The sequence below is a fragment of the Phytobacter massiliensis JC163 genome (assembly GCF_000321045.1).
Classification (GTDB): Bacteria; Pseudomonadota; Gammaproteobacteria; order Enterobacterales; family Enterobacteriaceae; genus Phytobacter_A; species Phytobacter_A massiliensis.
The window spans coordinates 660,016-686,192 of the sequence record NZ_HE578947.1 but is presented as its reverse complement, the minus strand read 5'-3'; the positions used below and the strand labels follow the sequence as shown (position 1 = coordinate 686,192).

At 58.4% G+C, this 26,177-nt stretch carries 22 protein-coding genes; 11 read left to right on the top strand and 11 right to left on the bottom strand.

Annotated elements, in window-relative coordinates; all coding sequences use genetic code 11:
* Positions 1-12 precede the first annotated feature (12 nt).
* The 6 genes from fhuB to hrpB form a co-directional block, all read right to left on the bottom strand.
* Positions 13-1,995, bottom strand: coding sequence for a Fe(3+)-hydroxamate ABC transporter permease FhuB (gene fhuB, locus ENTHG_RS17170; protein WP_044182373.1), 1,983 nt, complete (start codon positions 1,993-1,995; stop codon positions 13-15).
* Positions 1,992-2,882 (bottom strand): Fe(3+)-hydroxamate ABC transporter substrate-binding protein FhuD, encoded by an 891-nt coding sequence (fhuD, locus tag ENTHG_RS17165; RefSeq protein WP_044182370.1) that lies wholly within the window; start codon positions 2,880-2,882, stop codon positions 1,992-1,994. Before fhuD ends, fhuB begins: the two co-directional genes overlap by 4 nt.
* Entirely contained in the window at positions 2,882-3,679 is a 798-nt protein-coding gene (gene fhuC, locus ENTHG_RS17160) for a Fe3+-hydroxamate ABC transporter ATP-binding protein FhuC (protein ID WP_044182368.1), read from the bottom strand. Before fhuC ends, fhuD begins: the two co-directional genes overlap by 1 nt.
* 44 nt (positions 3,680-3,723) lie before the next feature.
* A complete protein-coding gene (gene fhuA, locus ENTHG_RS17155) occupies positions 3,724-5,970 on the bottom strand; it encodes a ferrichrome porin FhuA (RefSeq protein WP_044182366.1) in 2,247 nt (748 codons plus the stop codon).
* Between the two features lie 242 nt (positions 5,971-6,212).
* Entirely contained in the window at positions 6,213-8,753 is a 2,541-nt protein-coding gene (gene mrcB / locus ENTHG_RS17150; protein ID WP_044182363.1) for a bifunctional glycosyl transferase/transpeptidase, read from the bottom strand.
* A gap of 208 nt (positions 8,754-8,961) precedes the next feature.
* On the bottom strand, positions 8,962-11,391 hold the full coding sequence (gene hrpB / locus ENTHG_RS17145) for an ATP-dependent helicase HrpB (RefSeq protein WP_044182569.1): 2,430 nt from the start codon (positions 11,389-11,391) through the stop codon (positions 8,962-8,964).
* A gap of 127 nt (positions 11,392-11,518) precedes the next feature.
* On the opposite strand from hrpB, the gene thpR reads away from it, so the two are divergent.
* From thpR to panD, 9 genes are all read left to right on the top strand, one after another.
* Positions 11,519-12,049 carry an RNA 2',3'-cyclic phosphodiesterase gene (thpR, locus tag ENTHG_RS17140; RefSeq protein WP_044182361.1) on the top strand — a complete coding sequence of 177 codons (531 nt, stop codon included), beginning with the start codon at positions 11,519-11,521 and terminating at the stop codon, positions 12,047-12,049.
* A 12-nt stretch (positions 12,050-12,061) separates the two neighbouring features.
* On the top strand, positions 12,062-12,766 hold the full coding sequence (gene sfsA / locus ENTHG_RS17135; RefSeq protein WP_044182358.1) for a DNA/RNA nuclease SfsA: 705 nt from the start codon (positions 12,062-12,064) through the stop codon (positions 12,764-12,766).
* 178 nt (positions 12,767-12,944) lie between these two features.
* Positions 12,945-13,400, top strand: a complete 456-nt coding sequence (gene dksA / locus ENTHG_RS17130) for an RNA polymerase-binding protein DksA (RefSeq protein ID WP_002463986.1) — start codon at positions 12,945-12,947, stop codon at positions 13,398-13,400.
* Positions 13,401-13,466: 66 nt separating this feature from the next.
* Positions 13,467-14,369, top strand: a complete 903-nt coding sequence (gene gluQRS / locus ENTHG_RS17125) for a tRNA glutamyl-Q(34) synthetase GluQRS (RefSeq protein ID WP_044182353.1) — start codon at positions 13,467-13,469, stop codon at positions 14,367-14,369.
* Positions 14,370-14,417: 48 nt separating this feature from the next.
* Positions 14,418-15,821 (top strand): polynucleotide adenylyltransferase PcnB, encoded by a 1,404-nt coding sequence (gene pcnB / locus ENTHG_RS17120; RefSeq protein WP_222860430.1) that lies wholly within the window; start codon positions 14,418-14,420, stop codon positions 15,819-15,821.
* Positions 15,822-15,865: 44 nt separating this feature from the next.
* Complete coding sequence (folK, locus tag ENTHG_RS17115) at positions 15,866-16,351, top strand: 2-amino-4-hydroxy-6-hydroxymethyldihydropteridine diphosphokinase (protein WP_044182348.1); 486 nt, start codon at positions 15,866-15,868, stop codon at positions 16,349-16,351.
* Between the two features lie 107 nt (positions 16,352-16,458).
* The gene (panB, locus tag ENTHG_RS17110) at positions 16,459-17,253 is read left to right on the top strand and encodes a 3-methyl-2-oxobutanoate hydroxymethyltransferase (RefSeq protein ID WP_044182344.1); all 795 of its coding nucleotides are present in this window, start codon (positions 16,459-16,461) and stop codon (positions 17,251-17,253) included.
* 11 nt (positions 17,254-17,264) lie between these two features.
* Positions 17,265-18,119 (top strand): pantoate--beta-alanine ligase, encoded by an 855-nt coding sequence (gene panC / locus ENTHG_RS17105; RefSeq protein ID WP_044182341.1) that lies wholly within the window; start codon positions 17,265-17,267, stop codon positions 18,117-18,119.
* 62 nt (positions 18,120-18,181) lie between these two features.
* The gene (gene panD / locus ENTHG_RS17100) at positions 18,182-18,562 is read left to right on the top strand and encodes an aspartate 1-decarboxylase (RefSeq protein ID WP_044182339.1); all 381 of its coding nucleotides are present in this window, start codon (positions 18,182-18,184) and stop codon (positions 18,560-18,562) included.
* A 1-nt stretch (position 18,563) separates the two neighbouring features.
* Here the strand turns inward: panD and ENTHG_RS17095 are convergent, their stop codons facing one another.
* The 4 genes from ENTHG_RS17095 to ENTHG_RS17080 all read right to left on the bottom strand — a co-directional run bounded on the left by ENTHG_RS17095 (position 18,564) and on the right by ENTHG_RS17080 (position 22,125).
* The gene (locus tag ENTHG_RS17095; RefSeq protein WP_421957820.1) at positions 18,564-19,784 is read right to left on the bottom strand and encodes a polysaccharide deacetylase family protein; all 1,221 of its coding nucleotides are present in this window, start codon (positions 19,782-19,784) and stop codon (positions 18,564-18,566) included.
* A gap of 86 nt (positions 19,785-19,870) precedes the next feature.
* Entirely contained in the window at positions 19,871-20,311 is a 441-nt protein-coding gene (locus ENTHG_RS17090; RefSeq protein WP_044182334.1) for a PTS sugar transporter subunit IIA, read from the bottom strand.
* 120 nt (positions 20,312-20,431) lie between these two features.
* Positions 20,432-21,202, bottom strand: coding sequence for an ABC transporter permease (locus ENTHG_RS17085; RefSeq protein ID WP_044182332.1), 771 nt, complete (start codon positions 21,200-21,202; stop codon positions 20,432-20,434).
* Positions 21,199-22,125, bottom strand: coding sequence for an ABC transporter ATP-binding protein (locus tag ENTHG_RS17080; protein WP_044182329.1), 927 nt, complete (start codon positions 22,123-22,125; stop codon positions 21,199-21,201). The genes ENTHG_RS17085 and ENTHG_RS17080 overlap by 4 nt, the downstream gene beginning before the upstream one ends.
* Positions 22,126-22,232: 107 nt before the next feature.
* Here ENTHG_RS17080 and can point away from each other — a divergent pair, with 107 nt between their 5' ends.
* The gene (gene can, locus ENTHG_RS17075) at positions 22,233-22,895 is read left to right on the top strand and encodes a carbonate dehydratase (RefSeq protein ID WP_044182326.1); all 663 of its coding nucleotides are present in this window, start codon (positions 22,233-22,235) and stop codon (positions 22,893-22,895) included.
* A 75-nt stretch (positions 22,896-22,970) separates the two neighbouring features.
* Here can and hpt read toward each other — a convergent pair whose 3' ends face one another.
* Positions 22,971-23,507, bottom strand: a complete 537-nt coding sequence (gene hpt, locus ENTHG_RS17070; protein WP_044182567.1) for a hypoxanthine phosphoribosyltransferase — start codon at positions 23,505-23,507, stop codon at positions 22,971-22,973.
* A 206-nt stretch (positions 23,508-23,713) separates the two neighbouring features.
* On the opposite strand from hpt, the gene ENTHG_RS17065 reads away from it, so the two are divergent.
* Positions 23,714-26,101, top strand: a complete 2,388-nt coding sequence (locus tag ENTHG_RS17065; protein WP_044182324.1) for a glucose/quinate/shikimate family membrane-bound PQQ-dependent dehydrogenase — start codon at positions 23,714-23,716, stop codon at positions 26,099-26,101.
* Positions 26,102-26,177 lie beyond the last annotated feature (76 nt).

The window sequence follows — 26,177 nt, the reverse complement described above, 5'->3', positions numbered from 1 at the left end:
CCGGGGTGCCCCTTACCGGCTCTGCTTTCGCAGCAGGTAGATAAAATAGGGCGCGCCAATAAACGTCGACAGTAACCCCGCCGGAATCTGATACGGAAACAGCATCATCCGTCCACACCAGTCAGCAAACACCAGCAGCAACCCGCCGGTCAGCGCCGAGATAATAATATGCGGCATGGTGCGCCGGAACCCCATCATCCGCGCGATATGCGGCGCCATAAGCCCGATAAAGCTCAGCGGCCCGATGGTCATCGTCGCCGTCGCCGTCAGACAGGCCGCCAGCAGCAGCAATCCAATGCGCGAAGAGGTTAACGCCATCCCCACCGAACGCGCCGTTTCGCCGCCAAGCGGAAGTACCGTCAGCCAGCGGCGGCACAGCGGCACCAGCGCCAGCAGGATCACCATCACCCCGCCGGTGCGCGCCACCTGCGCCATCGTCGCGTGATAGGTCGAGCCCGATATCCATGTAAGGATGGTCGCCATTCGCGGATCGCCGCTGGCCTGCAGCATCATCAACAGCATGGTAAATGCCGTACTGAGCGCCATCCCCGCCAGCAGCATGCGGTGGGGGGAAAAGCCGCCGCGCCCGGCGGCAATCAGGATAATCAACAGCGTCGCCGCCGCCCCCAGACTCCCGGCGGGAAGCAGCCAGCCAAAGGCGTTGCCCGGCACGAAAAAGAGCATGACCACAATACCGAATGCCGCCCCGGAACTGATGCCCAGCACTTCCGGGCTGGCCATCGGGTTGCCGGTCAAACGCTGAATAATGCAGCCGGCCACCGCCAGCATTATCCCGGCGGTCAGCGCGGCCATAATTCGCGGCATCCGCCACGGCATCAGCTCATCCAGCATAGGGAGGCTGACCCAGCGCCAGCCTTCGGCGTCACGGCCTAAGAACAGCGCGGCCAGCATGCCCAGCAGTAAAATCACCACCCCCGCCAGCGCGAACCACTGCACGTTCTGCCGCTCTGCGGGTACGTTATCCCCCGCGTTCATCGACGGGGCGCTCATGCTGCGCAGACGCGGCAGCAGCCACAGCAGAAGCGGCGCGCCGATCACTGCCGTAATAGAGCCGGTCGACACCTCCATCCAGACTCTGGCAAGCCAGATAATCAGCTGGTCGGAAAGCCAGAGGATCAGCGCCCCGATGAGCGGCGCCAGCATCAGGCGGGCCAGCAGACGACGCGCGCCAAGCATTTTCGCCAGCAGCGGCGCGAACAGGCCGATAAAGCCAATGATGCCGACGGCATTCACCAGCAGCGCGCTCAGTACGATAGCCAGCGTCAACGCCGCCAGCCGGGCCAGCGAAAGCGCAAGCCCGAGGTTACGCGCCACGCCGTCATCCAGCCCCATAAGGGTTAACGGACGCAGCAGCAACAGCGTCAGCACCGCCCCGCCCAGCAGCTGCGGCCACAGCCGCTGCGCCACGCTCCAGTCGGTCTGGGTCAGCGTGCCGGTGCTCCACAAAAACATGCTCTGCAGAGAGTCGTGATGAAAAATCGCCAGCAGTTGATTTACCGCTCCGCAGTAGAGGCTTACCACCAGCCCGGCGAGGATCAGCGTGACCGGCGACAGACGTTTACCCCAGGCAACGCCGAACACCAGTGCCCCCACCGCGCATGCCCCCGCCAGCGCGGCGAACTGCGTTGTCAGTATCCCCGGCACCGCCCATAGCGTCGTTACCGTTATCCCCAACTGCGCGCCGGTTGCAACGCCCAGGGTCGTTGGCTCCGCCAGCGGGTTACGCAACACCTGCTGAAACAGCACGCCAACCAGCCCCAGCCCGGCCCCGACCAGCAGGGATACCGCCAGCCGCGGCAGCAGGCTGTAGTGAAAGAGCATCTGGTCGATGCTGTCGATATCGGGCGCGGCGATGGCTCTCCCCCACTGCCCGCGGGGCAGCGCGGCGCTGAAGTTGTGCCAGCTCAGCCAGAGACAGGCGATAAACATTGCCGCCAGTAAAAGTGCGGGAAACAGCATGCTCTGCTTTTTCATGCTCTGTTCCCCAGCGCGCCATCAAGCACGCGAACAAAGTGCATCGCCGACAGGGTGGCGCCATAAAACCAGACGGCAGGCACCCGCTGAAACCGCCCTGCGCGGACAAACGGCATCGCCTGCCAGAGCGGCGTCGCCATGAGCTTGCGCATCTCCGCATCGTTACCGTGATCGAAGCACAGCACGTCCGCGTCTTTATACATCGCCAGGCGGTCGATACCGACCGTAGTGCTGCCCCAGAAGGTTGTCTCCCCCTGCCACGCGTTCTCAATGCCGAATTCATCAAGCACTTCCTGGAACAGGCAGTTGTGGGTGAATACCAGCATGTGCCGGGCATCAAGCAGCGTCACCATCAACAAGGGGCGCTGGCCGCGTTGGGCGAAATGCGTTTTATGCGCCGCAATAAAGCCGTCGAACGTATCAAGGTGCCGCTTTGCCGCCGCCTCCATATTGAGAAGCTGGCCCATCTCAGTGAGCGATTTTCTGGCGGTAGCGAGCGGCTTTTTACCGTCGCTAAAATTGAAGCCGCGTCCGGGGGCGATATGGGCCAGCACGTCGGCGGCGGGGCCGTAGCCCGCAGACCAGAACATATAAGAGGGTTTCATCTGGGTGAGCAGTTCCAGATTCGGTTCAGTTCGCAGCCCAACGTCAATGACGCCAGGCGGCAGCGCTGGCTCGTTCACCCACTGCGAATAATTAGGGATATCGGCAACGCCGTAGGGGGTAATGCCCAGCGCCAGCAGCAGTTCTACCGGCAGCCACTCCAGCGCCACGATCCGTTGCGTATCAATCGCCGCGGCCCGCGCGGTATTCATCTTCCACAGTAGCGGAGAGAGTGCCATCACCGTGAGCAAACGGCGACGGCTAATCATATTCATCGCCGCCATCAGTAAACAAAACTCACCGGTGCAGCCCCGGAAGGGTGAGGCAGGATGCCCATTGGAATACCATAAATTTGTTCAAGGGTTGGCGCGTTCATAATGGCCTCCGGCGCGCCCTCGGCGATCATTTCGCCGCCGCGCAGCGCCACCAGATGGTCGCAGTAGCGCGCCGCCATGTTGATATCATGCAGAACGGCAATTACCGTTAAGCCGCGTTGCTGGCTTAAACGATGCACCAGCGCCAGCACATCCACCTGATGGGCGATATCCAGCGCTGACGTGGGCTCATCCAGCAGCAGGCAGCGGCTGTCCTGCGCCACCAGCATGGCTATCCACGCCCGCTGACGCTCGCCGCCGGAAAGGCTGTCCACCAGTCGATGCGCCAGCGGCTTTAACCCCACCAGCGCTATCGCCTCTTCTACTTTTTCCCTGTCGGCCACGCCAAAGCGCCCCAGCGCGCCGTGCCACGGATAACGACCAATCGCCACCAGCTCCCGCACCGTCATCCCTTCGGCCTGCGGCAGTTGCTGCGGCAGGTAGGCCACTTTGCGGGCGAAGGATTTGCTGTTCCAGCTCTCAAGCGGCTGACCATCCAGCAAAATATCCCCCTCAGTCGCAGGCTGATGCCGTCCGAGCATCTTGAGCAGGGTGGACTTGCCGGAGCCATTATGGCCGATAAGACCCGTCACTTTTCCCGCCGGGAAGGTGAAGGAGAAAGGATGCAACAGCGTGCGGCCGGGCACGCGGAACGTCACGTGGTCCAACGAAAACGTAGTATCAGAGTGTGGCGTGTTTTCCTGCATAACGTGACCTGATGAGAGGCGCGGCGAACCGCGCCCATAAGTGGTTAGAAACGGAAAGTTGCGGTCGCAACGACCTGACGCTCAGCGCCCCAGAAGCAGCCGTAGGTGTTAAAGCAGCTGGCAACGTACTCGCGGTCGAACAGGTTGTTCACATGGAGCGCCACGTTAGAACCGGCCATGCCCACGCGTGCCAGATCGTAACGCACTAAGGCGTCCACCACCGTGTAGCTGCCCACTTTGAAGGAGTTCGCCGGATCGCCGTAGCTGGAGCCGGAGAAACGCCCGCCGGTGCCCAGAGTCAGGCCAGAGAGCGCGCCATCAAAGAAGGTGTAGTCACCCCACAGCGAGGCCATATGTTTTGGCACCTGCGCCGGGGTGTTGCCTTTGTAGGTGGTGTCGGTGGTGTATTCCGCATCGGTGTAGGTGTAGGAGCCGACCACGTTGACGCTCGCAGAGAGCGCGGCTTTGGCTTCAATTTCCACCCCGCGCGAACGAATTTCACCGCCTTCAACCGAGAAGAACGACCCAGCCGGATCGGCCATCAGGTTGTTGCTTTTAGTCAGGTGATAGAGCGCGCCGGTAATGACGATGGGACGATCGTTCGGGACATATTTCACGCCCGCTTCGTACTGTTTGCCCTTAGACGGCGAGAAAATAGCGCCGTTTTCCCCTACCTGCGAAGAAGGTTCAAACGACTCGCTGTAGCTGAAATAAGGAGTTACGCCGTTGTCGAAGAGGTAGTTTACGCCGCCACGCCAGGTGAACTGTTTGTCATCGCGCGTGTCGGTTGTACCGTAAACGCGGTTATAAGACTCCTGATCGGCCCAGTCATAGCGGCCGCCCAGCGTCACCAGAACCTTGTCCCACTGCGCCTGATCCTGCACGTAGAGGCCGGTTTGCTTCTGCTTGTTCAGGATCTGGTAAGGGCCAGAGGTATTGGGATCTTGCGAGTTGAAATCAAAATCGGTGTAGACCGGGTTATACAGATTCAGCAGCGGAACGGAGTCGTCATAGCCGAACCAGGCGTTGATGTCGTTGCGCATGCGCATGAAGTCAACGCCGGTCAGCAGGGTATGGTCGATGTCGCCGGTGGCGAATTTGCTCTGCAGCTGAGTATCGACAGTGAAGTTTTGCAGCTTCTCATCATCAACCACGTATTTACGCGCCAGATAGTGGCCCCTGTCCGCCGGAGCCAGCGCCGCACACTGTTTACTGCCCGCATCCGCCGGGTCGGAGCAGACGCCATAGCCGTAGACGCTGTTTTGCGAGGTTTTATTCTCCGCAAAGCGCAGGTTCTGACGAACGGTAAAGGTATCGTTGAATTCATGGTCGAAGCTGTAGCCCACCATTTTCTCATTACGAGAATAGGTGTTGTTCTTCGCGCCTTCGTTGAAGTCGGTCGGCAGACGGCTTCCGTCCGGTAACGGGTCTACCGTCCCCTCTTTTGGCAACCAGCCGTAGTAGCCCGTTTCGGGTTCGTTCTGGAAGTAAGAGAGGAAAGTAAAGTTTGTTTTGTCATCCGGGCGCCAGGAGAAAGACGGCGCGATGGCATAGCGCTGCTCTTCCGCACGCTCCTGCTGCGCGTTGTTGGAACGGGCGATGCCGGTTAAGCGATATGAGTAGACGCCGTCATCATCAATGGCATCGCTAAAATCAAAGCCGGTCTGATACAGGCTATCCGTACCCACTTTGAACTGGATCTCTTTGAGCGGCTCGGTGGTCGGACGCTTACTGACCATATTCAGTAAGCCGCCAGGGCTGCTTTTTCCGTACAGAACCGAAACCGGGCCACGCATGATTTCAGCGCGCTCCAGCATATAAGGGTCGATTACCGCGTCGTTGTAGAAGTTGCCCTGCATCTTCATACCGTCGAGGTAGTTATTCTGGCTCTGCCCGTCAGCGGCGAAACCGCGAATGATCAGATAGTCATAGGTATTGGAAGCGCCACGGGTGCCTACGGCCACGCCTGGGGTATAGCTCAACGCTTCTTTGACTGATTTGGGCTGATGCAGCGCCATCTCCTCAGCGGTGACGACCGAAATAGACTGCGGCACCTTCTGGATGGGGGTATCTGTTTTAGTGCCCGTAGCGGATTGTCTCGCCGCAATGGTCGCCGCCGGCCCCCACGCGCTCTCCTGCGGAGCGGGCGCTGCGGTAACGGTGATGGTCTCTTCTTTCTGGGTTGGTGCAGCCTGCGCGTGGACAGACATGGCGCTAACCGCTGTGGCTACAACTACTGCGATTTTCCGCAGGGAAGTATTGACTGGCTGAGCAGTTTCAGGACGTGCCATTGGTTTATCTCTGACAATGAGTGAATGATAACGTAAACGATAATTATTATTATGACCGCGAAATAATATGCGAAGCGCCGCGCGCATAGCAAGCAGTAAGCGGCCCTGGACGGCGTAAGGGATTAAGAAATAGCCGGATAAAAGAGAGGGAATTAAATGAAGAGTCCCGGAAACGGTAAAGGGTGGCTTTTCACCGTAACAGGAAAAGAAAAACCCCGGTCTGGTGACCGGGGTTGTAGGGGTTAATTACTGCCAAACATGTCCTTAATCCAGCCCGCAACGCCGTCACTCTTCTCTTCCTGCTGCTGAGGCGGCTGTTGTTGCTGCGGTTGCTGCGGTTGCTGCTGTTGCTGCGGCGCAGACTGGTCGAACGGGTTACCCGACGGCTGTTGCTGCTGCATCATCTGGCTTTGCTGGCACAGCGATTCCGGATTGGTGGTCCATACCGGCAGCGAGCGCATACCGCCGCCGCCGCAGATAAAGTTCCCCATATCGTCCACGCCCAGGGTGGTGATATCTTCCGGCGGGGTTAAATCAAGCGGGATCGGCGACTGGTTCGCCAGATAACGCTGATAAATCGCCATTGCCCCGCTCGCCCCGTACAGTTTGGTCGGCTGGTTGTTATCACGACCTACCCAGGTAATGGTCACTTCACGGCCATCGATACCGGCAAACCAGGTATCCACGTTGTTGTTGGTGGTGCCGGTTTTACCTGCCAGATGCAGATTCGGGTATTTCGCGCCCAGCTGACGGCCGGTACCACGCTGGATAACCTGCTGCATGGTCCACAGGGTCAGGTAGGCAGCCTGTGCCGGAACGGCGCGCTCAGCCTGCGGGAAGCTCTGATAGAGCACCGTGCCGTCTTCGGCAATGACCGAGCGCAGCGCGGAGAGCGGTGCGCGGTTACCGCCGCTGGCGATAGTCTGGAATGCCTGCGCAACCTCGATCGGCGTCAGGTTCAGCGCGCCCAGCAGCATAGATGGCATCGCTTTAAGCTGCTCTTTCGGCGCGCCCAGCTTAAGCCAGGTGTCGGTTACCGCGGGCAGGCCGAGCGCCATCCCGAGGTTCACCGTCGGCACGTTCATGGAACGCGTCAGCGCATCCACCAGCATCACCTGGCCGCTAAAGCGGTGATCGTCGTTCTGCGGCGCCCACACCTGGCCGTTAGAGAGACGCAGCGAGATCGGCGCATCCGCAATCCAGGTATTCAGACGATACTGGTTCGGCTGGCTTAAGGCGGTGAGATAGGTTGCCGGTTTCGCCAGTGAGCCAATAGAACGACGGGCCTGCATCGCGCGGTTATAACCGGCAAACTGCGGCGTCGAACCGCCGACCATCGCGCGCACTTCGCCGCTAAAGCGATCCACGACCACCATTGCGGTCTCCAGATCGCTCAGCTTACGCTGTTTGATCAGCGCCGGAATGCCTTCCACCGCCGCCTTCTCCGCCGCGTCCTGCGCAACGGAATCGAAGGTGGTGAAAATCTTCACGCCGGAGAGATCTTTCACTTTATCGCCCAGCTTCGCCTGTAGCTCCTGACGAACCAGCTGCATAAAGGCAGGCTGCGGGGAGATCACGCCGCCGCGCGGCTGTACGCCAAGCGGACGGGCGCTGAGCATATCGTACAGCTCCTGGTCGATAACCTTCTGCTGCTGCATCAAGCGCAGCACAAGGTTGCGTCGCTCCAGCGCCAGCTTCGGATTGCGCCACGGGTTATAGTAGGACGCGCCTTTCACCATCCCCACCAGCATTGCCTGCTGATCGAGACTGAGCTCCTCCACCGGGCGGCCAAAATAGTAGAGGCTCGCCAGCGGGAAGCCGCGGATTTCGTTATCGCCGCTCTGGCCGAGATAGACCTCGTTCATATACAGCTCAAGAATGCGATCCTTGCTGTAGCGGGCGTCCACGATCAGCGCCATATAGGCTTCGTTAGCCTTACGCCAGTAAGAACGCTCGCTGGAGAGGAACAGGTTCTTCACCAGCTGCTGGGTCAGCGTACTCGCCCCTTGCACCGTACGCCCGGCGGTCAGGTTAGCCAGCACCGCGCGGCCAATGGAGTAGAAGCTGATGCCGTCATGCTCATAGAAATGACGGTCTTCCGTTGCCAGCAGGGTATCAACCAGCAGGTCCGGGAAACCGCTGCGCGGCACAAACAGACGCTGCTCGCCGTTAGGGGACGAAAGCATGGTTATCAGGCGCGGATCGAGACGGAAGAAACCGAACTGGCGGTTGCTGTCCATATTCTCAATGCTCTCCAGCCGGTCGCCGTCAAACGTCAGACGGGCGCGCACCTGCCCTTCTTTGCTGTCAGGGAAGTCAAACGGGCGGCGAATCATTTCGATGCTCTTCGCCTGCACGGTAAACTCACCGGGGCGCGTCATCTTCGTTACCTTGCGGTACTGGGTCGCCTCCAGCAACTTAACCATCTCGTTTTTACTGACCGCCATATCCGGCTCAAGGTTCACCATCCGGCCATAGACTGCCGCCGGAAGCTGCCAGACTTTGCCGTCAATGCGGCTGCGGATTTTTTGATCCAGATAGACGCCGTAGGCCGCCAGCAGCACGACGCCGACAAGGCAGATTTTAAAGAACAGCCAGAACCAGCGGCGTTTGCCGCGCGGTTTACCGCCTTTGCCCTTCCCTCTGCTTTTCCGCGGAGGGGGCGCGTCATCGTCATACTCGTCGTACTCGTCGTCTCTTACCCGACGACGAGTGGTCTTCTCTTTTGCCGGACGCGAGGGTCTGCTCTTACGTCCAATCGGCTCGCGGTCATTCCCCGCCATGCTCTCTCTCCGCAACATTCAGGTTTCAGGCATAAGGGCCTGATTCTTAACTCTTCTGCCTCCCGGCAGAAGAAGAAATCTCTCAAAAATAAACAGTAAAATTTTCTCTATGAGAAAATTTTTAGTGTTTGCTCCCTCTCCCCGTGGGAGAGGGTTGGGGTGAGGGCATCAAGCCCTACCATTATCCTGGCTACCGAACCTGCTGGCGCTACGAATATTTCTTCGTGCGTCGGGTCGGCGCGCTGTTGGCCGGGTCATCCGGCCAGACATGCTTCGGATAGCGCCCCTTCATCTCCTTTTGCACCTCGCGGTACGCCCCCTGCCAGAACGCGGCCAAATCACGGGTGATCTGCAACGGACGCTGGGCGGGGGACAGCAGCTCCAGCACCAGCGCCACGCGCCCCTGAGCGATGGTCGGCGTTGATGCCTCGCCGAACATCTCCTGCATGCGAACCGCCAGCGCGGGCGGATTATCCTCATGATAACGAATCGCTATCCGGCTCCCCGTCGGCACAGTGTAATGCGATGGCAGCTCACTATCCAGACGTTGACGCAGCGGCCAGGGCAGCCAGGCCAGCAACGCCGCGCCGACATCCAGCGCCTGCAGCGCCCGCAGGGAGTGCACGCCGCTCATCTGCGGCAGCAGCCAGCTCTCCAGACTGGCCAGCAGCGCGGCGTCGTCCACGGCGGGCCAGGACTCTTCCGGCAGCCACTTCGCCGCGCAGTGCAGCCGCAGGCGTAGCTGCTGCGCCTGCGGCGTCCAGTTCAGCGCCGCCAGCCCTTTATCACGAATCCCGTTGAGCATCGCCTGGTGCAGCACCTCTTCCGAGGGTTTCGCCAGCGGCTGCGTTTTTATCGTCAGCTGACCGATACGGCTGCGGCGAAACGCTTTCAGCGTCCCCTGAGCGTCATCCCACTCCACAGAATCCTCCTGCGTCACGATATGCGGGCAGGCCTCGATGAGCGGTTCAATCTCCAGCGGCAGCGCCAGTAAAATACGCGCATCCGGCGACTGGCTGCCCTGCAACAGCAAGGGCGCCAGCAGCCAGTCGTAGCGGTTAAGCGCGTCGTCCGCGTCCAGCATCGCCCCCATACCGTTCGCCAGCTGGTAGCGGCCATCCTGGCCTCGCCGGCGGGCGATACGATCGGCAAAGGCGCTCGCCAGCAGCGGCGCGATAAGGTTGCTGTCCGCCTCCCCCGCCGCCCGCTTTAGCCGCCGGACAAGCTGAGCGGCGCGCTGTTGCCACTGGGGCTGCTGGCGAGAAAACGCCGCGCGTAAATCGGCATTGCCGCCGCGCGGCGGCTCTTCCAGAATTGCCGCCAGCTTCGCCGCCGTGGCCACGTCATCGCCATCGCTGGCGCTCGACAGCATCGCCGCCAGCCGGGGATCGTTACCCAGCTTTGCCATTCTCTGCCCGAACGGCGTCAGCCGCTCCCCCTCCAGCGCCCGCAGCTGCGTCAGCAGCGTGCGCGCCGCCGCAAGGTTAACCGCGGGGGGCGCATCCAGCCAGCTAAGCTGTTCAGGCTGCTGGCATCCCCACTGTAGAAGTTCCATCAGCAGACCCGAGAGATCGCTTTGCAGGATCTCCGGCTCGCTTTGCGCCGCCGCGCGTTCCGCCTGCTCTTTCGCAATGAGATGCAGGCAGATACCCGGCTCCAGACGCCCTGCGCGCCCGGCCCGTTGCGTCATCGACGCCTGACTTATCCGCTGGGTAATTAGCCGGGTCAGGCCGGTGCGCGGGTCAAAGCGCGCCACCCGCTCCTGAGCGCTGTCTACCACCAGGCGAATTCCTTCAATGGTTAAGCTGGTTTCGGCGATGTTGGTCGCCAGCACCACTTTGCGCTGCCCTGCGGGCGGCGGCAGGATGGCCCGGCGCTGCTCGCTAAGCGGCAGCGCGCCATAAAGCGGACAGAGGAGCACATCCGGCCCGACGCGACTCGCCAGCTGCTCCTGCACACGCTGAATTTCACCAACGCCTGGTAAAAATAGCAGTAAAGAACCGGATTGCGAGCGCAGAAGTTCGGCGGTGGCAACCGCCACCGCTTCATCAAAGCGCTGATGGGCGCTCAACGCCTGATAGCGCCGCTCCACCGGGTGCATTCTCCCGGCGGAAACAATCAGCGGCGCGTCCGGCAACAGCGCCTGCAGGCGACTGTTGTCGAGGGTTGCCGACATCACCAGCAGCCGGAGATCGTCCCGCAGCCCCTGCTGGACATCCAGCAGCAGCGCCAGTGCCAGGTCGGCCTGCAGGCTGCGCTCGTGGAATTCATCAAGGATCACCAGCCCCACGCCGTCGAGCTCCGGATCCTGCTGGATCATCCGGGTTAAGATCCCTTCGGTGACCACTTCCAGCCGGGTGTGCGGCCCGACGCAGGTCTGGGCGCGCATCCGGTAACCTACGGTTTCACCCGGCTGCTCGCCAAGCAGCTCCGCCAGCCGCTGCGCCACGTTGCGCGCCGCCAGCCTGCGCGGCTCAAGCAGCAGAATACGCCCGCTGATATTCCCCTGGCGCAGCAGCTGTAGCGGCAGCCAGGTTGATTTACCCGCGCCGGTGGGGGCGGTAAGAAGCACCTGCGGCGCGCGGTGAAGCGCATCCAGCAGTTCAGGCAGTACGGCGGCAACGGGCAATGACGACACAACAAGCTCCAGGGGGTTCGCAATGGCCGCTAATTGTACATCAACTGCGACGCTTTGGAGCGCCAGCGTCATTGCGGCCCGGCGTAGTGCCCTGTAGCATCGCCAGAAAGAGTATCGGGAGCCCGTTATGAGTGAAGCGAAAAGGCTGTTTTTCGCCATTGAACTGCCTGAGGCCACGCGCGAGGAGATTGTGCGCTGGCGGGCGGAAAATTTTCCCCAGGATGCCGGGCGGCCTGTCGCGGCGGCGAACCTGCACCTGACGCTGGCCTTTCTCGGTGAAGTCAGCGCACAAAAGCAGCAGGCGCTGGAAACCCTGGCCGGGCGGATTCGCCAGCCGGGCTTTACGCTGCGTCTGGACGATGCCGGGCAGTGGCTGCGCTCCCGGGTAGTCTGGCTGGGCTGCCGCCAGTCTCCGCGCGGGTTGATACAGCTGGCGGAAATGCTGCGCGCGCAGGCTTCCCGCAGCGGCTGCTGGCAAAGCCCGGCACCCTTCCATCCACACGTTACGCTGCTGCGCGACGCAGGCCAGGCGGTTGCTATCCCGCCGCCGGGTTTTCAGTGGTCTTTTCCTGTAACAGAGTTTGTCCTGTATGAATCGCATTTTGCCGGAGGGCGGCTACGCTATACGCCGGTGAACCGCTGGACGCTTTCAACATAACAAGGAGCCGCTATGGAGTTTTCGCCCCCCTTACAGCCCGCCACGCTGATTCAGCGCTATAAACGTTTTCTTGCCGATGTCGTTACCCCTGCGGGCGAAACGCTGACTATCCACTGCCCGAATACCGGCGCGATGACCGGTTGCGCAACCCCTGGCGATACGGTTTGGTATTCCACATCAGAAAATTCTAAACGCAAATATCCCCACACCTGGGAATTATCGCAAACGCAACAGGGGGCGTTTATCTGCGTCAATACGCTCCGGGCCAATACCCTGACCAAAGAGGCGATTGCGCAAAATCTTCTGCCTGAGCTAACCGGCTATAATTCGCTGAAAAGCGAAGTGAAATATGGTGCTGAGCGCAGCAGAATTGATTTTCTGTTACAGGCGGATGACCGCCGCAACTGCTATATTGAAGTGAAATCGGTCACGCTCGCTGAAAAGGCGAATGGTTTTTTTCCTGATGCCGTAACGCTTCGCGGACAAAAACATTTGCGGGAGTTAATGAGCGTGGCGGCTAACGGCGACCGCGCCGTCATTCTGTTCGCCGTGCTGCATTCTGCCGTTGAACATTTTTCTCCCGCGCGCCATATTGATGAGAAATACGCACGATTGTTAAACGAAGCACACCATCAGGGGGTAGAAGTTCTGGCTTATAAGGCGGAACTTTCTACCAGGGGATTAACTCTGAGATTGCCGCTGCCTTTCACTTTATAAGTTGAAGGCAGTTTTTGATTAATAACTGTTCTGGTCGCGTGCGCAAATACGCTTTTCCTCACAGGCTTGTCAAGTGTTACGTTTAGATATTTGCCAACCGGAAAAGCATCTGTTATTTATAGCGGCCTGATTTTTCCCCCTACACGGGGATCGATAGTGCGTGTTAAGGAGAAGCAACATGCAAGAAGGGCAAAACCGTAAAACATCGTCCCTGAGTATTCTCGCCATCGCTGGGGTGGAGCCGTATCAAGAGAAACCGGGCGAAGAGTATATGAATGAAGCCCAGCTGGCGCACTTCAGGCGTATTCTTGAAGCGTGGCGTAATCAACTCAGGGATGAAGTCGATCGCACCGTCACCCATATGCAGGACGAAGCGGCGAACTTCCCGGACCCGGTTGACCGTGCCGCGCAGGAAGAAGAGTTCAGCCTTGAACTGCGTAACCGTGACCGCGAGCGTAAACTGATCAAAAAGATTGAGAAGACGCTGAAAAAAGTAGAAGACGAAGATTTTGGCTTCTGCGAATCCTGCGGCGTGGAAATCGGCATTCGTCGCCTGGAAGCGCGTCCGACCGCTGACCTGTGCATCGACTGCAAAACGCTGGCGGAAATTCGCGAAAAACAGATGGCGGGTTAACCCGGCCTTTTCATCATGCATACTCAGGCGGGATTAGCTCCCGCCTGATTTTTTATTGCCCGCAGAATGACACACACTCCCTACATTGGCCGTTTCGCCCCCTCACCTTCCGGCGAACTGCACTTCGGCTCCTTGATTGCCGCTCTTGGCAGCTACCTGCAGGCGCGCGCGCAGCAGGGGATCTGGCGCGTTCGCATTGAAGATATCGATCCGCCCCGCGAAGTACCCGGTGCCGCAGAGACGATACTGCGCCAGCTTGAACACTATGGCCTGCTCTGGGATGGCGACGTGCTGTGGCAGTCGCAACGTCATGACGCCTACCGCGAAGCGCTCAACTGGCTGCAAACGCAGGGTCTCAGCTACTACTGCACCTGCACCCGCGCGCGCATACAGCGCCTCGGCGGCATTTACGACGGCCACTGCCGCACCCTGAATAACGGTCCGGAAAAGGCCGCCATGCGGCTTGTGCAACGTCATCCGGTACTCCATTTTCACGATCGCCTGCGCGGTGAGATTTACGCCGATGAAAAGCTGGCGCGGGAGGATTTTATCATCCACCGCCGCGATGGTCTGTTTGCCTATAACCTGGCGGTGGTGGTGGACGATCATTATCAGGGGGTCACGGAGATTGTGCGCGGCGCGGATTTAATTGAACCGACGGTGCGGCAAATTTCGCTCTATCAGCAGTTCGGCTGGCCTGTGCCGGGCTACGTTCATTTGCCGCTGGCGCTGAATGCCGAGGGGAATAAACTCTCCAAGCAAAACCATGCTCCGGCCTTGCCGGGCGGCGATCCGCGCCCCATAATAATCAGGGCTTTACAATTCTTAAACCAGAACGCAACAACAGAATGGCAGGATCTCACCCTGGAGGCACTGCTACAAAAAGCGGTGGCCAACTGGTCGCTTGCCGATGTGCCTGTAGCAGTGGATGCGAATACACATTCTCAAACGGGCCGCGCTGAGCTATGATTAGCCGCTATTTTTTTGTCCTGACGTCTGACACTACCGAGGTGCACTATTTTTACCCGAGTCGCAAATTTTTGCCGTAAGGTGCTGAGCCGCGATGAAAACGTGGTCGTTGAGGCTATCGTCCAACCTCAGATGACGGTTATTCCGCGAGAGCAGCATGCTATCTCCCGCAAAGATATCAGTGAAAATGCGCTCAAAGTGCTCTATCGCCTGAACAAAGCGGGTTACGAAGCCTATCTTGTCGGCGGCGGCGTGCGCGATCTGCTGCTGGGCAAAAAGCCGAAAGACTTTGACGTGACCACCAACGCCACGCCGGATCAGGTGCGTAAACTGTTCCGTAACTGCCGTCTGGTAGGCCGCCGTTTCCGTCTCGCCCATGTCATGTTCGGGCCGGAAATTATCGAGGTCGCCACCTTCCGTGGCCATCATGAAGATCACGAAGCAGACCGTACCACCTCCCAGCGCGGGCAAAACGGTATGCTGCTGCGGGATAACATCTTCGGCTCTATCGAAGAAGACGCCCAGCGTCGTGACTTCACGATTAATAGCCTCTACTACAGCGTCGCCGATTTTACCGTTCGTGATTACGTTGGCGGCATGCGCGACCTTCAGGAAGGGGTGATTCGCCTGATCGGCAATCCGGAAACGCGCTACCGTGAAGATCCGGTTCGCATGCTGCGTGCGGTGCGCTTTGCCGCCAAGCTGGGCATGGGGATCAGCCCGGAAACCGCAGAGCCTATTCCGCGTCTGGCAGCGCTGATTAACGATGTGCCGCCCGCGCGTCTGTTTGAAGAGTCGCTCAAACTTTTGCAGGCCGGCTACGGTTTTGATACCTACACCCTGCTGCGTGAATACCACCTCTTTCAGCCGCTCTTCCCGACTATCTGCCGCTACTTTACTGAAAAAGGCGACAGTCCGATGGAGCGGATCATCGCGCAGGTGCTGAAAAACACCGACACCCGTCTGCGCAACGATATGCGCGTTAACCCGGCGTTTCTGTTTGCCGCCATGTTCTGGTATCCGCTGCTGGAAACGGCCCAGCGTATCACCCAGGAGGGCGGTCTGGCCTACTATGACGCCTTTGCGCTGGCGATGAACGACGTGCTCGATGAAGCCTGCCGCTCGCTGGCCATTCCGAAACGCATCACCACGCTTATCCGCGATATCTGGCAGCTGCAACTGCGGATGTCACGCCGCCAGGGCAAACGCGCCTGGAAGCTGATGGAGCATCCGAAATTCCGCGCGGCTTACGATCTACTGGCCCTGCGCGCCGAAGTGGAAAACAACGGCGAACTGCTGCGTCTGGCGAAATGGTGGGGTGAGTTTCAGGTTTCGGCGCCGCCGGAGCAAAAAGATATGCTCAGTGAGCTGGGTGACGAACCCGCCGATCGCCGTCGCCACCGCCGCCCCCGTAAACGCGCGCCCCGGCGCTCGGGCAACATCCAGAATTGACTCTCAGGCCTGCCTCGCGCAGGCCTTTTGCTACAGGAGCTGTTATGTCCTCTACGCTTTGCTATATCGCTATCGGCAGCAACCTCGCTTCGCCGCTGCAACAGGTTGAGGCCGCGCTGCACGCCCTCGGCGAGATACCCGACAGCCGGATCGTGGCGGTCTCCGCCTTTTACCGCACGCCGCCGCTTGGCCCGCAGGATCAGCCCGATTATCTCAATGCGGCTGTGGCGCTGGAAACGGCCCTCTCCCCCGAAGCGTTACTGGATAATACCCAGCGCATTGAACTGCAGCAGGGGCGCGTGCGTAAAGCCGAACGCTGGGGGCCGCGCACGCTGGATCTGGACATAATGCTGTTTGGCGATGCCACCCTTGCCACTCCTCGCCTGACGGTTCCCCACTACGACATGAAAAACCGCGGCTTTATGCTGTGGCCGCTGTTTGAAATTGCGCCTGAGCTGCGCTTTCCCGATGGCGAAACGCTGCGTGAGGCGCTCTCCCGCAGCAACGCTGACAAACCCGCGCTGTGGTGATGTAGCCGCAAGTGCGCCGGGCGCTAAACGCTTGCCTAAAATCATTGTTCAGTCGGCCAGGGCTGCTAGAATGCGCCGGGATTCGTCTTTAGCCATCAGGATACGTTATGAAACCAACCACCATCTCCTGGCTGCTGAAATGCAAACAGGACAGGAAACGCTTCGCCACTATCACCGCCTATGATTACAGCTTCGCGAAACTGTTCGCCGAAGAGGGCATTAACGTGATGCTGGTCGGCGACTCGTTAGGGATGACGGTGCAAGGCCATGACTCCACTCTGCCCGTCACGGTAGAGGATATCGCTTATCACACCCGCAGCGTGCGCCGCGGCGCGCCTGGCTGCCTGCTGCTCGCCGACCTGCCCTTTATGGCCTATGCCACCCCGGAGCAGGCTTTTGAGAACGCGGCGACGGTCATGCGCGCCGGCGCGAATATGGTCAAAATCGAGGGCGGCCGCTGGCTGGTGGAGACGGTAAAAATGCTTACCGACCGCGCGGTGCCAGTGTGCGGCCATCTTGGCTTAACCCCTCAGTCGGTCAACATCTTCGGCGGCTATAAAGTACAAGGACGCGGCGATGAAGCGGCGCAGGGGTTACTGGACGATGCCTTAGCCCTGCAGGCCGCCGGTGCCCAACTGCTGGTGCTGGAGTGCGTACCGGTCGCGCTTGCCCAGCGCATTACCGACGCGTTAACCATTCCGGTTATCGGTATTGGCGCGGGGAACGTTACCGACGGGCAAATTCTGGTCATGCATGATGCTTTTGGTATTACCGGCGGGCATATTCCAAAATTTGCGAAAAACTTCCTGAGTCAGGCAGGCGACATGCGCGCCGCGGTCAGGCAGTATATTGCCGAGGTTGAGTCCGGGGTCTATCCGGGCGACGAGCACAGTTTCCATTAAGGAGCCCTGTTGTGTTGATTATTGAAACTCTGCCGCTGCTGCGTCAGCATATTCGAAGAGCGCGTCAGGAAGGCAAACGTATTGCGCTGGTGCCTACCATGGGTAACCTGCACGACGGCCATATGACGCTGGTGGACGAGGCGAAAGCCCGGGCCGATATCGTCGTGGTGAGTATTTTCGTCAACCCGATGCAGTTCGATCGCGCCGACGACCTGGCCCGCTATCCCCGCACCCTGCAGGAAGATTGCGAGAAGCTCAACAAACGCAAAGTGGATTTCGTCTTTGCCCCCGCCCCTGCCGACATCTATCCGCAGGGCACGGACACCCAGACTTACGTCGACGTCCCCGGCATTTCGACCATGCTGGAAGGGGCGAGCCGCCCCGGCCACTTCCGCGGCGTATCCACCATCGTCAGTAAGCTCTTTAACCTCGTGCAGCCGGATATCGCCTGCTTTGGGGAGAAGGATTATCAGCAGCTGCAGCTTATCCGTAAAATGGTCGCCGACATGGGCTACGACATTGAGATTGTCGGCGTGCCTACCGTGCGGGCGAAAGACGGGCTGGCGCTGAGTTCCCGCAACGGCTATCTCACCGCTGACCAGCGCAAAATCGCTCCGCAGTTAAGCAAAGCGATGAATGCGATGGCGGAAAAGCTGAGCGCCGGTGACCGCGATGTGGAAGAGATTGTCGCCCTGGCGGAGCAGACCTTAAATGAGGCCGGTTTTCGCGCTGACGATATCCAAATCCGCGACGCCGACACGCTGCAGCCCCTTTCGGCCACCAGCCAGCGCGCGGTAATACTGATGGCGGCATGGCTGGGCCAGGCGCGCCTGATCGATAACAAAACGGTCGAATTAGTCCGCTAGACGGCGGTTAAAAAACGGGCAATACTGCCCTGAATTTCGTTATGCCATAAAAGGTAGAAGTTATGATTCGTACTATGCTGCAGGGTAAGCTCCACCGCGTCAAAGTGACCCAGGCCGACCTGCATTACGAAGGCTCCTGCGCCATTGACCAGGATTTCCTTGAGGCGGCAGGTATTCTGGAATACGAAGCCATTGATATTTATAACGTCACTAACGGTAAGCGTTTTTCCACCTACGCTATCGCGGGCGAGCGCGGCTCGAAAATCATTTCGGTGAACGGCGCGGCCGCACACTGCGCGGATGTCGGCGATATCTTAATTATCGCCAGCTACGTCACGATGCCGGACGAGCAGGCGCGCAGCTGGCAGCCGAAAGTCGCCTATTTCGACGGCGATAATGAGATGAAACGCACTGCGAAAGCCGTGCCGGTTCAGGTGGCCTGATTTACCCTTGCGGCTGATTACTGATCAGCCGCGACATTGTCTCCAGCGAATCCGTCCTCAGAATATAGAGCCGCTTTAGTAACAGCGGGTTATCCCCTGGTTTTACCTTCCCTTTTACCGTCGTCACCGCCAGATGAAACCCGGCGTCCCTCGCCGCGCGGATGGCTTTCTCGTCGTAGCCGCCAAACGGATAGGAGAGATACCAGACATGCGGGTTAAACTGCGCCAGCGCCCGCTGCGAGTGCCTGAAATCCATCAAAATATTCTGGTAACTGCGGCTAAGCAGTATCGGGTGATTGCTGTTATCCACCCGGTGCAGAAAATGGGTGTGCGACTGAAAATCAAACACGTCCGCGATATGGTTAAGCTCCTGCACGCTCATAAACTGTAGCGATTTGGGGTCCCACTTTTGCGGCTTGCGCTTGATACGCGAAGAGATGATAAACGCGGTAGCCTTAAAGCCGTACTGCCGCAGTACCGGATAGGCGTAGCGACTTACCGATTTCAGCCCGTCGTCAAAGGTGATGGCGACCGCCCGTCCTGGAAGATTAATCCGGTTGCGCACGTAGCCTTCCAGCTGATACAGCGACAGCGTGGTATAGCCCTGGTCGCGCAGCCAGGTCATCTGGTTAGTAAAAGCGCGCACCGAGGTGGTGGTGGAGGTGTGGCGAAAACGGGTGTTCTCGTCGTCGTGCAGAATATGGTGGTAGGTCAGTATTGGAATGCCGTTATCTTCCTGCGCGTCCAGGCTGCTGACCCACGCCAGCCGGTCGCCGATACGGATCTGAAACCAGGTCTGGTTAAGGCGGTCTTTCAGTTTGCTGAGTATGGGGTAGCGCAGGTTTCCCGCCAGCGTACCAAAGCGTGGGCTGGCGGTATCGGGGGCATTGTACAAAGGCGTGGCGCGCCAGGTGATCAGGTTCTGGTTACTGAGCGGCTTGTTCAGATCGCCCAGGCTGTCCATCACCCGCTTCTTGCCGCTGACCAACGCCAGGTGCCCTTTATCAATCCAGCCGTTGCCGAAGCCAAAATGGAAGGCGTAATAGTCTTCTGCCCCAGGCACAACCGCCAGCATCTGGCCGGCGCGGATATTGCCGACGGTAACAACATTGTCACCGATTTGCGCCCAGATATCGGCATCTTCTGTGGTCTGCATATAGTGCGGCGCGGCGGTGTTAGCGTCGACAAGGCGTGCCATGACGCTGCCGGAAAAAAACAGCATCACAATAAGAATCAAACGGAACATCAGGCTGACCGAGTGGGAAAAACTGGCGTTATTGTAGGTAAAAGCGCCGTGAATACCAATGATTATTTTTCATACAAATCATGCAGTAAAACAAAGGGGGGATTCTTTTGTTGCTGGTGCCAGAGGCTGCTGACCACCGGCGCGCCCTCGGCCACAATCCGCTCACGGAACGCCGCGCTATCGCAGTCGTGACGCAGCGGGTACACCTTTTCGAGCAGGGCGGCATCCACGCCGGAAATCACTTCGCAGTGCTCATGCTTGTGGCTCATCAACGCCGCGGCGCGATAAGGCGCAGCGCCGGAAATATCGGTGAGAAACACCACGCCGTCGCCGCTGTCGGTTTCATGGAGCGCATCGCACATCATCCGGCTGAGCATATTGGTGCTTAAGCCCTGGCGAAAATTTACCGCCCGACACTGCGGGAGCGGCCCAAAACGCCTCTCCAACGCTGACAGCATCTCCTGCGCCCGATCGTCATGACAGGTTATGACCCATCCCAGCATATCTCATCTCCTTAGCAGGCTTGCAGTTTAGCGGAGCAATCATCAGCGAGAGGTGATAAATATCATAGAATGGCGGTAATGGAGGAAATCCCGGCGACAATTGCCGCCGGGGAAGTGATATTAACTACGCAGGCCGCGGCCACGCTGGATCAGATACCAGCAGAGGATATAAAACGCGACGATAAAGACCGCCAGCACGGCCACCGTGGTGAACAACGGCACGTCGGTAATCCCGAGGAAGCCGAAACGGAAGCCGCTTATCATGTACACAATCGGGTTGAGGTGCGACAGCGCCTGCCAGAACGGCGGCAGCAGCGTCAGTGAGTAGAAGACGCCGCCAAGGTAGGTTAACGGGGTCAGCACAAAGGTCGGGATCAGGCTGATGTCGTCAAACGTGGTGGCGAAGACCGCGTTTAACAGCCCCGCCAGCGAAAACAGAACGGCGGTTAACACCAGCGTTAAGGCAACGAAAAGCCACGAATGCACCTGAAACGGTACGAAAAAGAGCGAGACCGCCGTGACCAGAATCCCCACGCACAGCCCGCGCGCTACCCCGCCGCCGACATACCCGGCGATGATGACATGGGTGGGCACCGGGGCGACCAGCAACTCCTCGATATTGCGCTGAAACTTGGCGCTGAAAAACGACGAGGCGACATTCGCGTAGGCGTTGGTGATCACGGACATCATGATAAGCCCCGGCACGATGAACTGCATGTAGCTAAAGCCATGCATCTCGCCGATACGGGAACCGATCAGGTTGCCAAATATGATGAAATAGAGCGTCATGGTGATGACCGGCGGCACCAGCGTCTGCACCCAAATGCGCATAAAGCGCTGGATCTCTTTATGCCAGATACTCTTTAACGCCACCCAGTAAAGCTGCATCATGCCTGCTCTCCTTTTCTTTCATGCACCAGCGTGACGAACAGCTCTTCCAGACGGTTTGCCTTGTTACGCATACTTAATACCTGTATCCCCTGCGCGCTTAGCTGACTGAACACGCTATTGATCCCCTGCTCTCGCAGCACCTCGACTTCCAGGGTGGAGGTATCCACCAGTCGGTACTGATAACCGTCCAGTTTTGGCAACGCGCTCTTCGCCGCCAGATCGAGAATAAACGTCTCGGATTTCAGTTTCGAAAGCAGATTTTTCATGGAGGTGTTCTCAATCAGCTCGCCGCGCTGAATGATGCCGATATTGCGACAGAGCATCTCTGCCTCTTCCAGATAGTGGGTGGTGAGGATAATCGTGGTGCCCTGGGCATTCAGATTTTTCAGAAAACCCCACATCGAGCGACGCAGTTCGATATCGACCCCGGCCGTAGGCTCATCGAGGATCAGCAGCTTCGGCTCGTGCATTAAAGCGCGGGCAATCATTAAACGGCGCTTCATACCGCCGGATAACATCCGCGCACGTTCGTTGCGTTTTTCCCACAGATCGAGCTGGTTCAGGTATTTTTCGCTGCGCGCCAGCGCCTCTTTACGGTCAACGCCGTAATAGCCCGCCTGGTTGACAACGATCTGCTGTACCGTCTCGAAAGGGTTGAAGTTAAACTCCTGCGGCACCAGCCCCAGCTGGCGTTTAGCGTTAACGATATCTTTTTGCAGGTCGTACCCAAACACGCTCACCCGCCCGGAGGTTTTGTTGACCAGCGAACTGATAATGCCGATGGTGGTCGATTTTCCCGCGCCGTTCGGCCCCAGAAGCGCGTAAAAGTCACCGGCTTCTACCTGTAAATCTATTCCGCGCAGCGCCTGCACCCCGCCCGGATAGGTCTTGGTTAACTGCTCAAGCTCCAGTGCAATAGTCATCGATTGGACTTACCTATAGTTCTGACACACGATGTGTGGTTTAAAAAAGAATTAAGTTGACCTATATTAGCGCAACGCACTTATTTAGTTACAGGTCGTTAACTTCCATGAAAGATATAGATACACTCATCAGCAATAATGCACTATGGTCAAAAATGCTGGTGGAAGAGGATCCCGGTTTTTTTGAAAAACTGGCGCAAGCGCAGAAACCGCGCTTTCTATGGATTGGATGTTCTGATAGCCGCGTTCCCGCTGAACGCCTTACCGGCCTCGAACCAGGCGAGCTTTTTGTTCACCGCAACGTCGCCAACCTTGTTATCCATACTGACCTGAACTGTCTCTCTGTTGTTCAGTACGCCGTGGATGTACTGGAAGTGGAGCACATCATCATTTGCGGTCACTACGGCTGCGGCGGCGTACAGGCAGCGGTAGAGAACCCGGAGCTGGGCCTGATCAATAACTGGCTGTTGCATATTCGTGATATCTGGTTCAAACACAGCTCTCTGCTGGGAGAGATGCCGCAGGAGCGCCGTCTCGACACCCTTTGCGAGCTGAACGTGATGGAGCAGGTGTATAACCTGGGCCACTCAACCATCATGCAGTCTGCATGGAAGCGCGGGCAGAAAGTGACGATTCACGGCTGGGCTTACGGCATCCACGATGGCCTGCTGCGCGACCTCGACGTGACGGCGACCAACCGCGAGACGCTGGAACAGCGTTACCGCCAGGGCGTCTGCAACCTGCGCCAGAAGCACATTAACCACAAGTAACACCGGTTCCCGGATGCGGCGTAACGCCTTATCCGGGCTACTATTTCGTAGCCCGGGCAAGCGCAGCCGGGAATTTTACTCCTCCAGCATCACCACTTTGCCGATATAGGGCAGATGGCGATAGCGCTGAGCGTAATCAATGCCGTAACCCACCACGAACTCATCAGGAATCGAGAACCCCACGAATTCTACGTCCACCGGCACTTCACGGCGGGAAGGTTTATCCAGCAGCGTGCAGATGGCGAGGGACTTCGGCTCGCGCAGGCTGAGAATTTCGCGCACCTTCGACAGCGTATTCCCGGAATCGATGATGTCCTCCACGATCAGCACATCTTTACCGCGGATATCTTCATCCAGATCTTTAAGGATTTTCACATCGCGCGTCGAAGACATGCCGCTGCCGTAGCTGGAGGCGGTCATAAAATCGACTTCATGGGAGACCTGCACTTCACGGCACAGGTCAGCCATAAACATAAAAGAACCGCGCAGCAGACCCACCAGCACCATCTCACTGCCGCTGTCCTGATAACGTTCGGTGATTTGACGACCTAATTCGGCGATACGCGCTTTGATCTCCGCTTCCGGGATCATCACGTCAACTCTGTGTTTCATAATTGATAACCACATGATTTAAAAAACAATCAATCAATACCGGCCTGTCGCGTCCGGTGATTGAAGCGCAAGGCGGGCAGTATACCAGCAAACGGATTTTTGATGGTTATTTGTCGATAAAGCAAAATTTGTGATTCCGATCACACTTGTTAATACCTATAATTAATTGCTATCAAAAATTTAACAAAACTCAAGAGTACTTTTCTATGGCAGAAACAAAACCTCAACGTGCGGGTCTGCTCGTCACCTTAACAGCGTTGTTCGCAGCCTTCTGCGCGCTATATCTGTTAATCGGCGGCGTCTGGCTTGTCTCAATAGGCGGCTCCTGGTATTACCCCATCGCCGGCCTGATCATGCTTGGCGTTACCGTCCTGTTGTGGCGTCGCAAGCGTTCCGCTCTGTGGCTCTACGCCGCTTTCCTGCTGGCCACGATGATCTGGGGCGTCTGGGAGGTCGGCTTCGACTTCTGGGCATTGACCCCACGTAGCGACATTCTTGTCTTCTTTGGCATCTGGCTGATCCTGCCTTTTGTCTGGCGCAGACTGGTATTCCCGTCCGGCGGCGCGGTTGCCGCGCTGGTGGTCGCGCTGTTAATCAGCGGCGGCATCCTGACGTGGGCTGGCTTTAACGATCCGCAGGAAGTGAACGGCACCCTGAGCGCCGACGCGACGCCTGCCGAGCCCATCTCGCAGGTAGCCGATGGCGACTGGCCAGCCTATGGCCGTAACCAGGAAGGGCAGCGTTACTCGCCGTTAAAACAGATCAACGCCGACAACGTGCATAAGCTGAAAGAGGCGTGGGTCTTCCGCACGGGCGATCTTAAACTGCCAGACGATCCGGGCGAACTGACTAACGAAGTTACCCCCATCAAAGTTGGCGATACGCTCTATCTCTGTACCGCTCACCAGCGCCTGTTCGCCCTCGATGCGGCGACCGGGAAAGAGAAGTGGCATTTTGACCCGCAGTTAAACTCTAACCCGACGTTCCAGCATGTTACCTGCCGTGGCGTCTCATACCACGAAGCGACGGCCGATAACGCCAGCCCTGAGAGCGTAGCGGACTGCCCGCGCCGTATCATCCTGCCGGTGAACGATGGCCGCCTCTTCGCCCTGAATGCCGAAACCGGCAAGCCGTGCGAAAGCTTTGCCAACAAAGGCATTCTCAACCTGCAGACCAATATGCCGGACACCACGCCGGGTCTGTACGAGCCGACGTCTCCGCCGATTATCACCGATAAAGTGATTGTGATTGCCGGTTCGGTCACCGATAACTTCTCCGTTCGTGAAACCTCTGGCGTAATCCGTGGCTTTGACGTCAATACCGGTAAGCTGCTGTGGGCTTTTGATCCGGGCGCGAAAGATCCCAACGCGATTCCGTCAGACGAGCACACCTTTACCTTCAACTCGCCTAACTCCTGGGCGCCTGCCGCCTATGATGCGAAGCTGGACCTGGTCTACCTGCCGATGGGCGTTTCCACTCCAGATATCTGGGGCGGTCACCGCACACCCGAGCAGGAGCGTTATGCCAGCGCAATTCTGGCGCTGAACGCGACCACCGGTAAACTGGCATGGAGCTACCAGACCGTTCACCACGATCTGTGGGATATGGATATGCCGTCCCAGCCGACGCTGGCGGATATCACCGTCAACGGTCAGACTGTTCCGGTAGTCTATGCGCCGGCGAAAACCGGTAACATTTTCGTGCTGGATCGTCGTAACGGCGAACTGGTTGTCCCGGCACCGGAAATGCCGGTTCCGCAGGGCGCGGCAAAAGGCGACTATGTCACCAAAACCCAGCCGTTCTCTGAGTTAACCTTCCGTCCGAAGAAAGACCTGAGCGGTGCCGATATGTGGGGCGCCACCATGTTCGACCAGCTGGTGTGCCGCGTTATTTTCCATCAGATGCGCTATGAAGGTATCTTCACGCCGCCGTCTGAGCAGGGCACGCTGGTCTTCCCTGGCAACCTTGGCATGTTTGAATGGGGCGGGATTTCTGTCGATCCGAACCGTCAGGTAGCGATTGCCAACCCGATGGCACTGCCGTTTGTGTCGAAGCTGATTCCGCGCGGTCCAGGCAACCCCATGGAGCAGCCGAAAGACGCGAAAGGCTCCGGGACCGAAGCAGGTATTCAGCCGCAGTACGGCGTACCGTATGGCGTAACGCTGAACCCGTTCCTGTCGCCGTTTGGCCTGCCGTGCAAACAGCCAGCCTGGGGTTATATCTCTGCATTGGATCTGAAAACCAATGAAGTGGTATGGAAAAAACGTATTGGTACGCCGCGCGACAGCCTGCCGTTCTCCATGCCGTTTAAAGTGCCGTTTAATCTGGGTATGCCGATGCTGGGCGGTCCTATCTCCACCGCGGGTAACGTGCTGTTTATTGGCGCAACCGCTGACAACTACCTGCGTGCTTATAACATGAGCAACGGGGAGAAACTGTGGGAAGGCCGTCTGCCAGCCGGTGGCCAGGCGACGCCAATGACCTATGAAGTGAATGGCAAGCAGTACGTTGTCATCTCTGCGGGCGGTCACGGTTCGTTTGGTACGAAGATGGGCGACTACATCGTCGCTTATGCGTTACCGGACGAGAAATAAAAGCAAATGTAAAAGCAAAAAGGCAGCGTAAGCTGCCTTTTTTAGTGTTTGCTCCCTCTCCCCGTGGGAGAGGGCC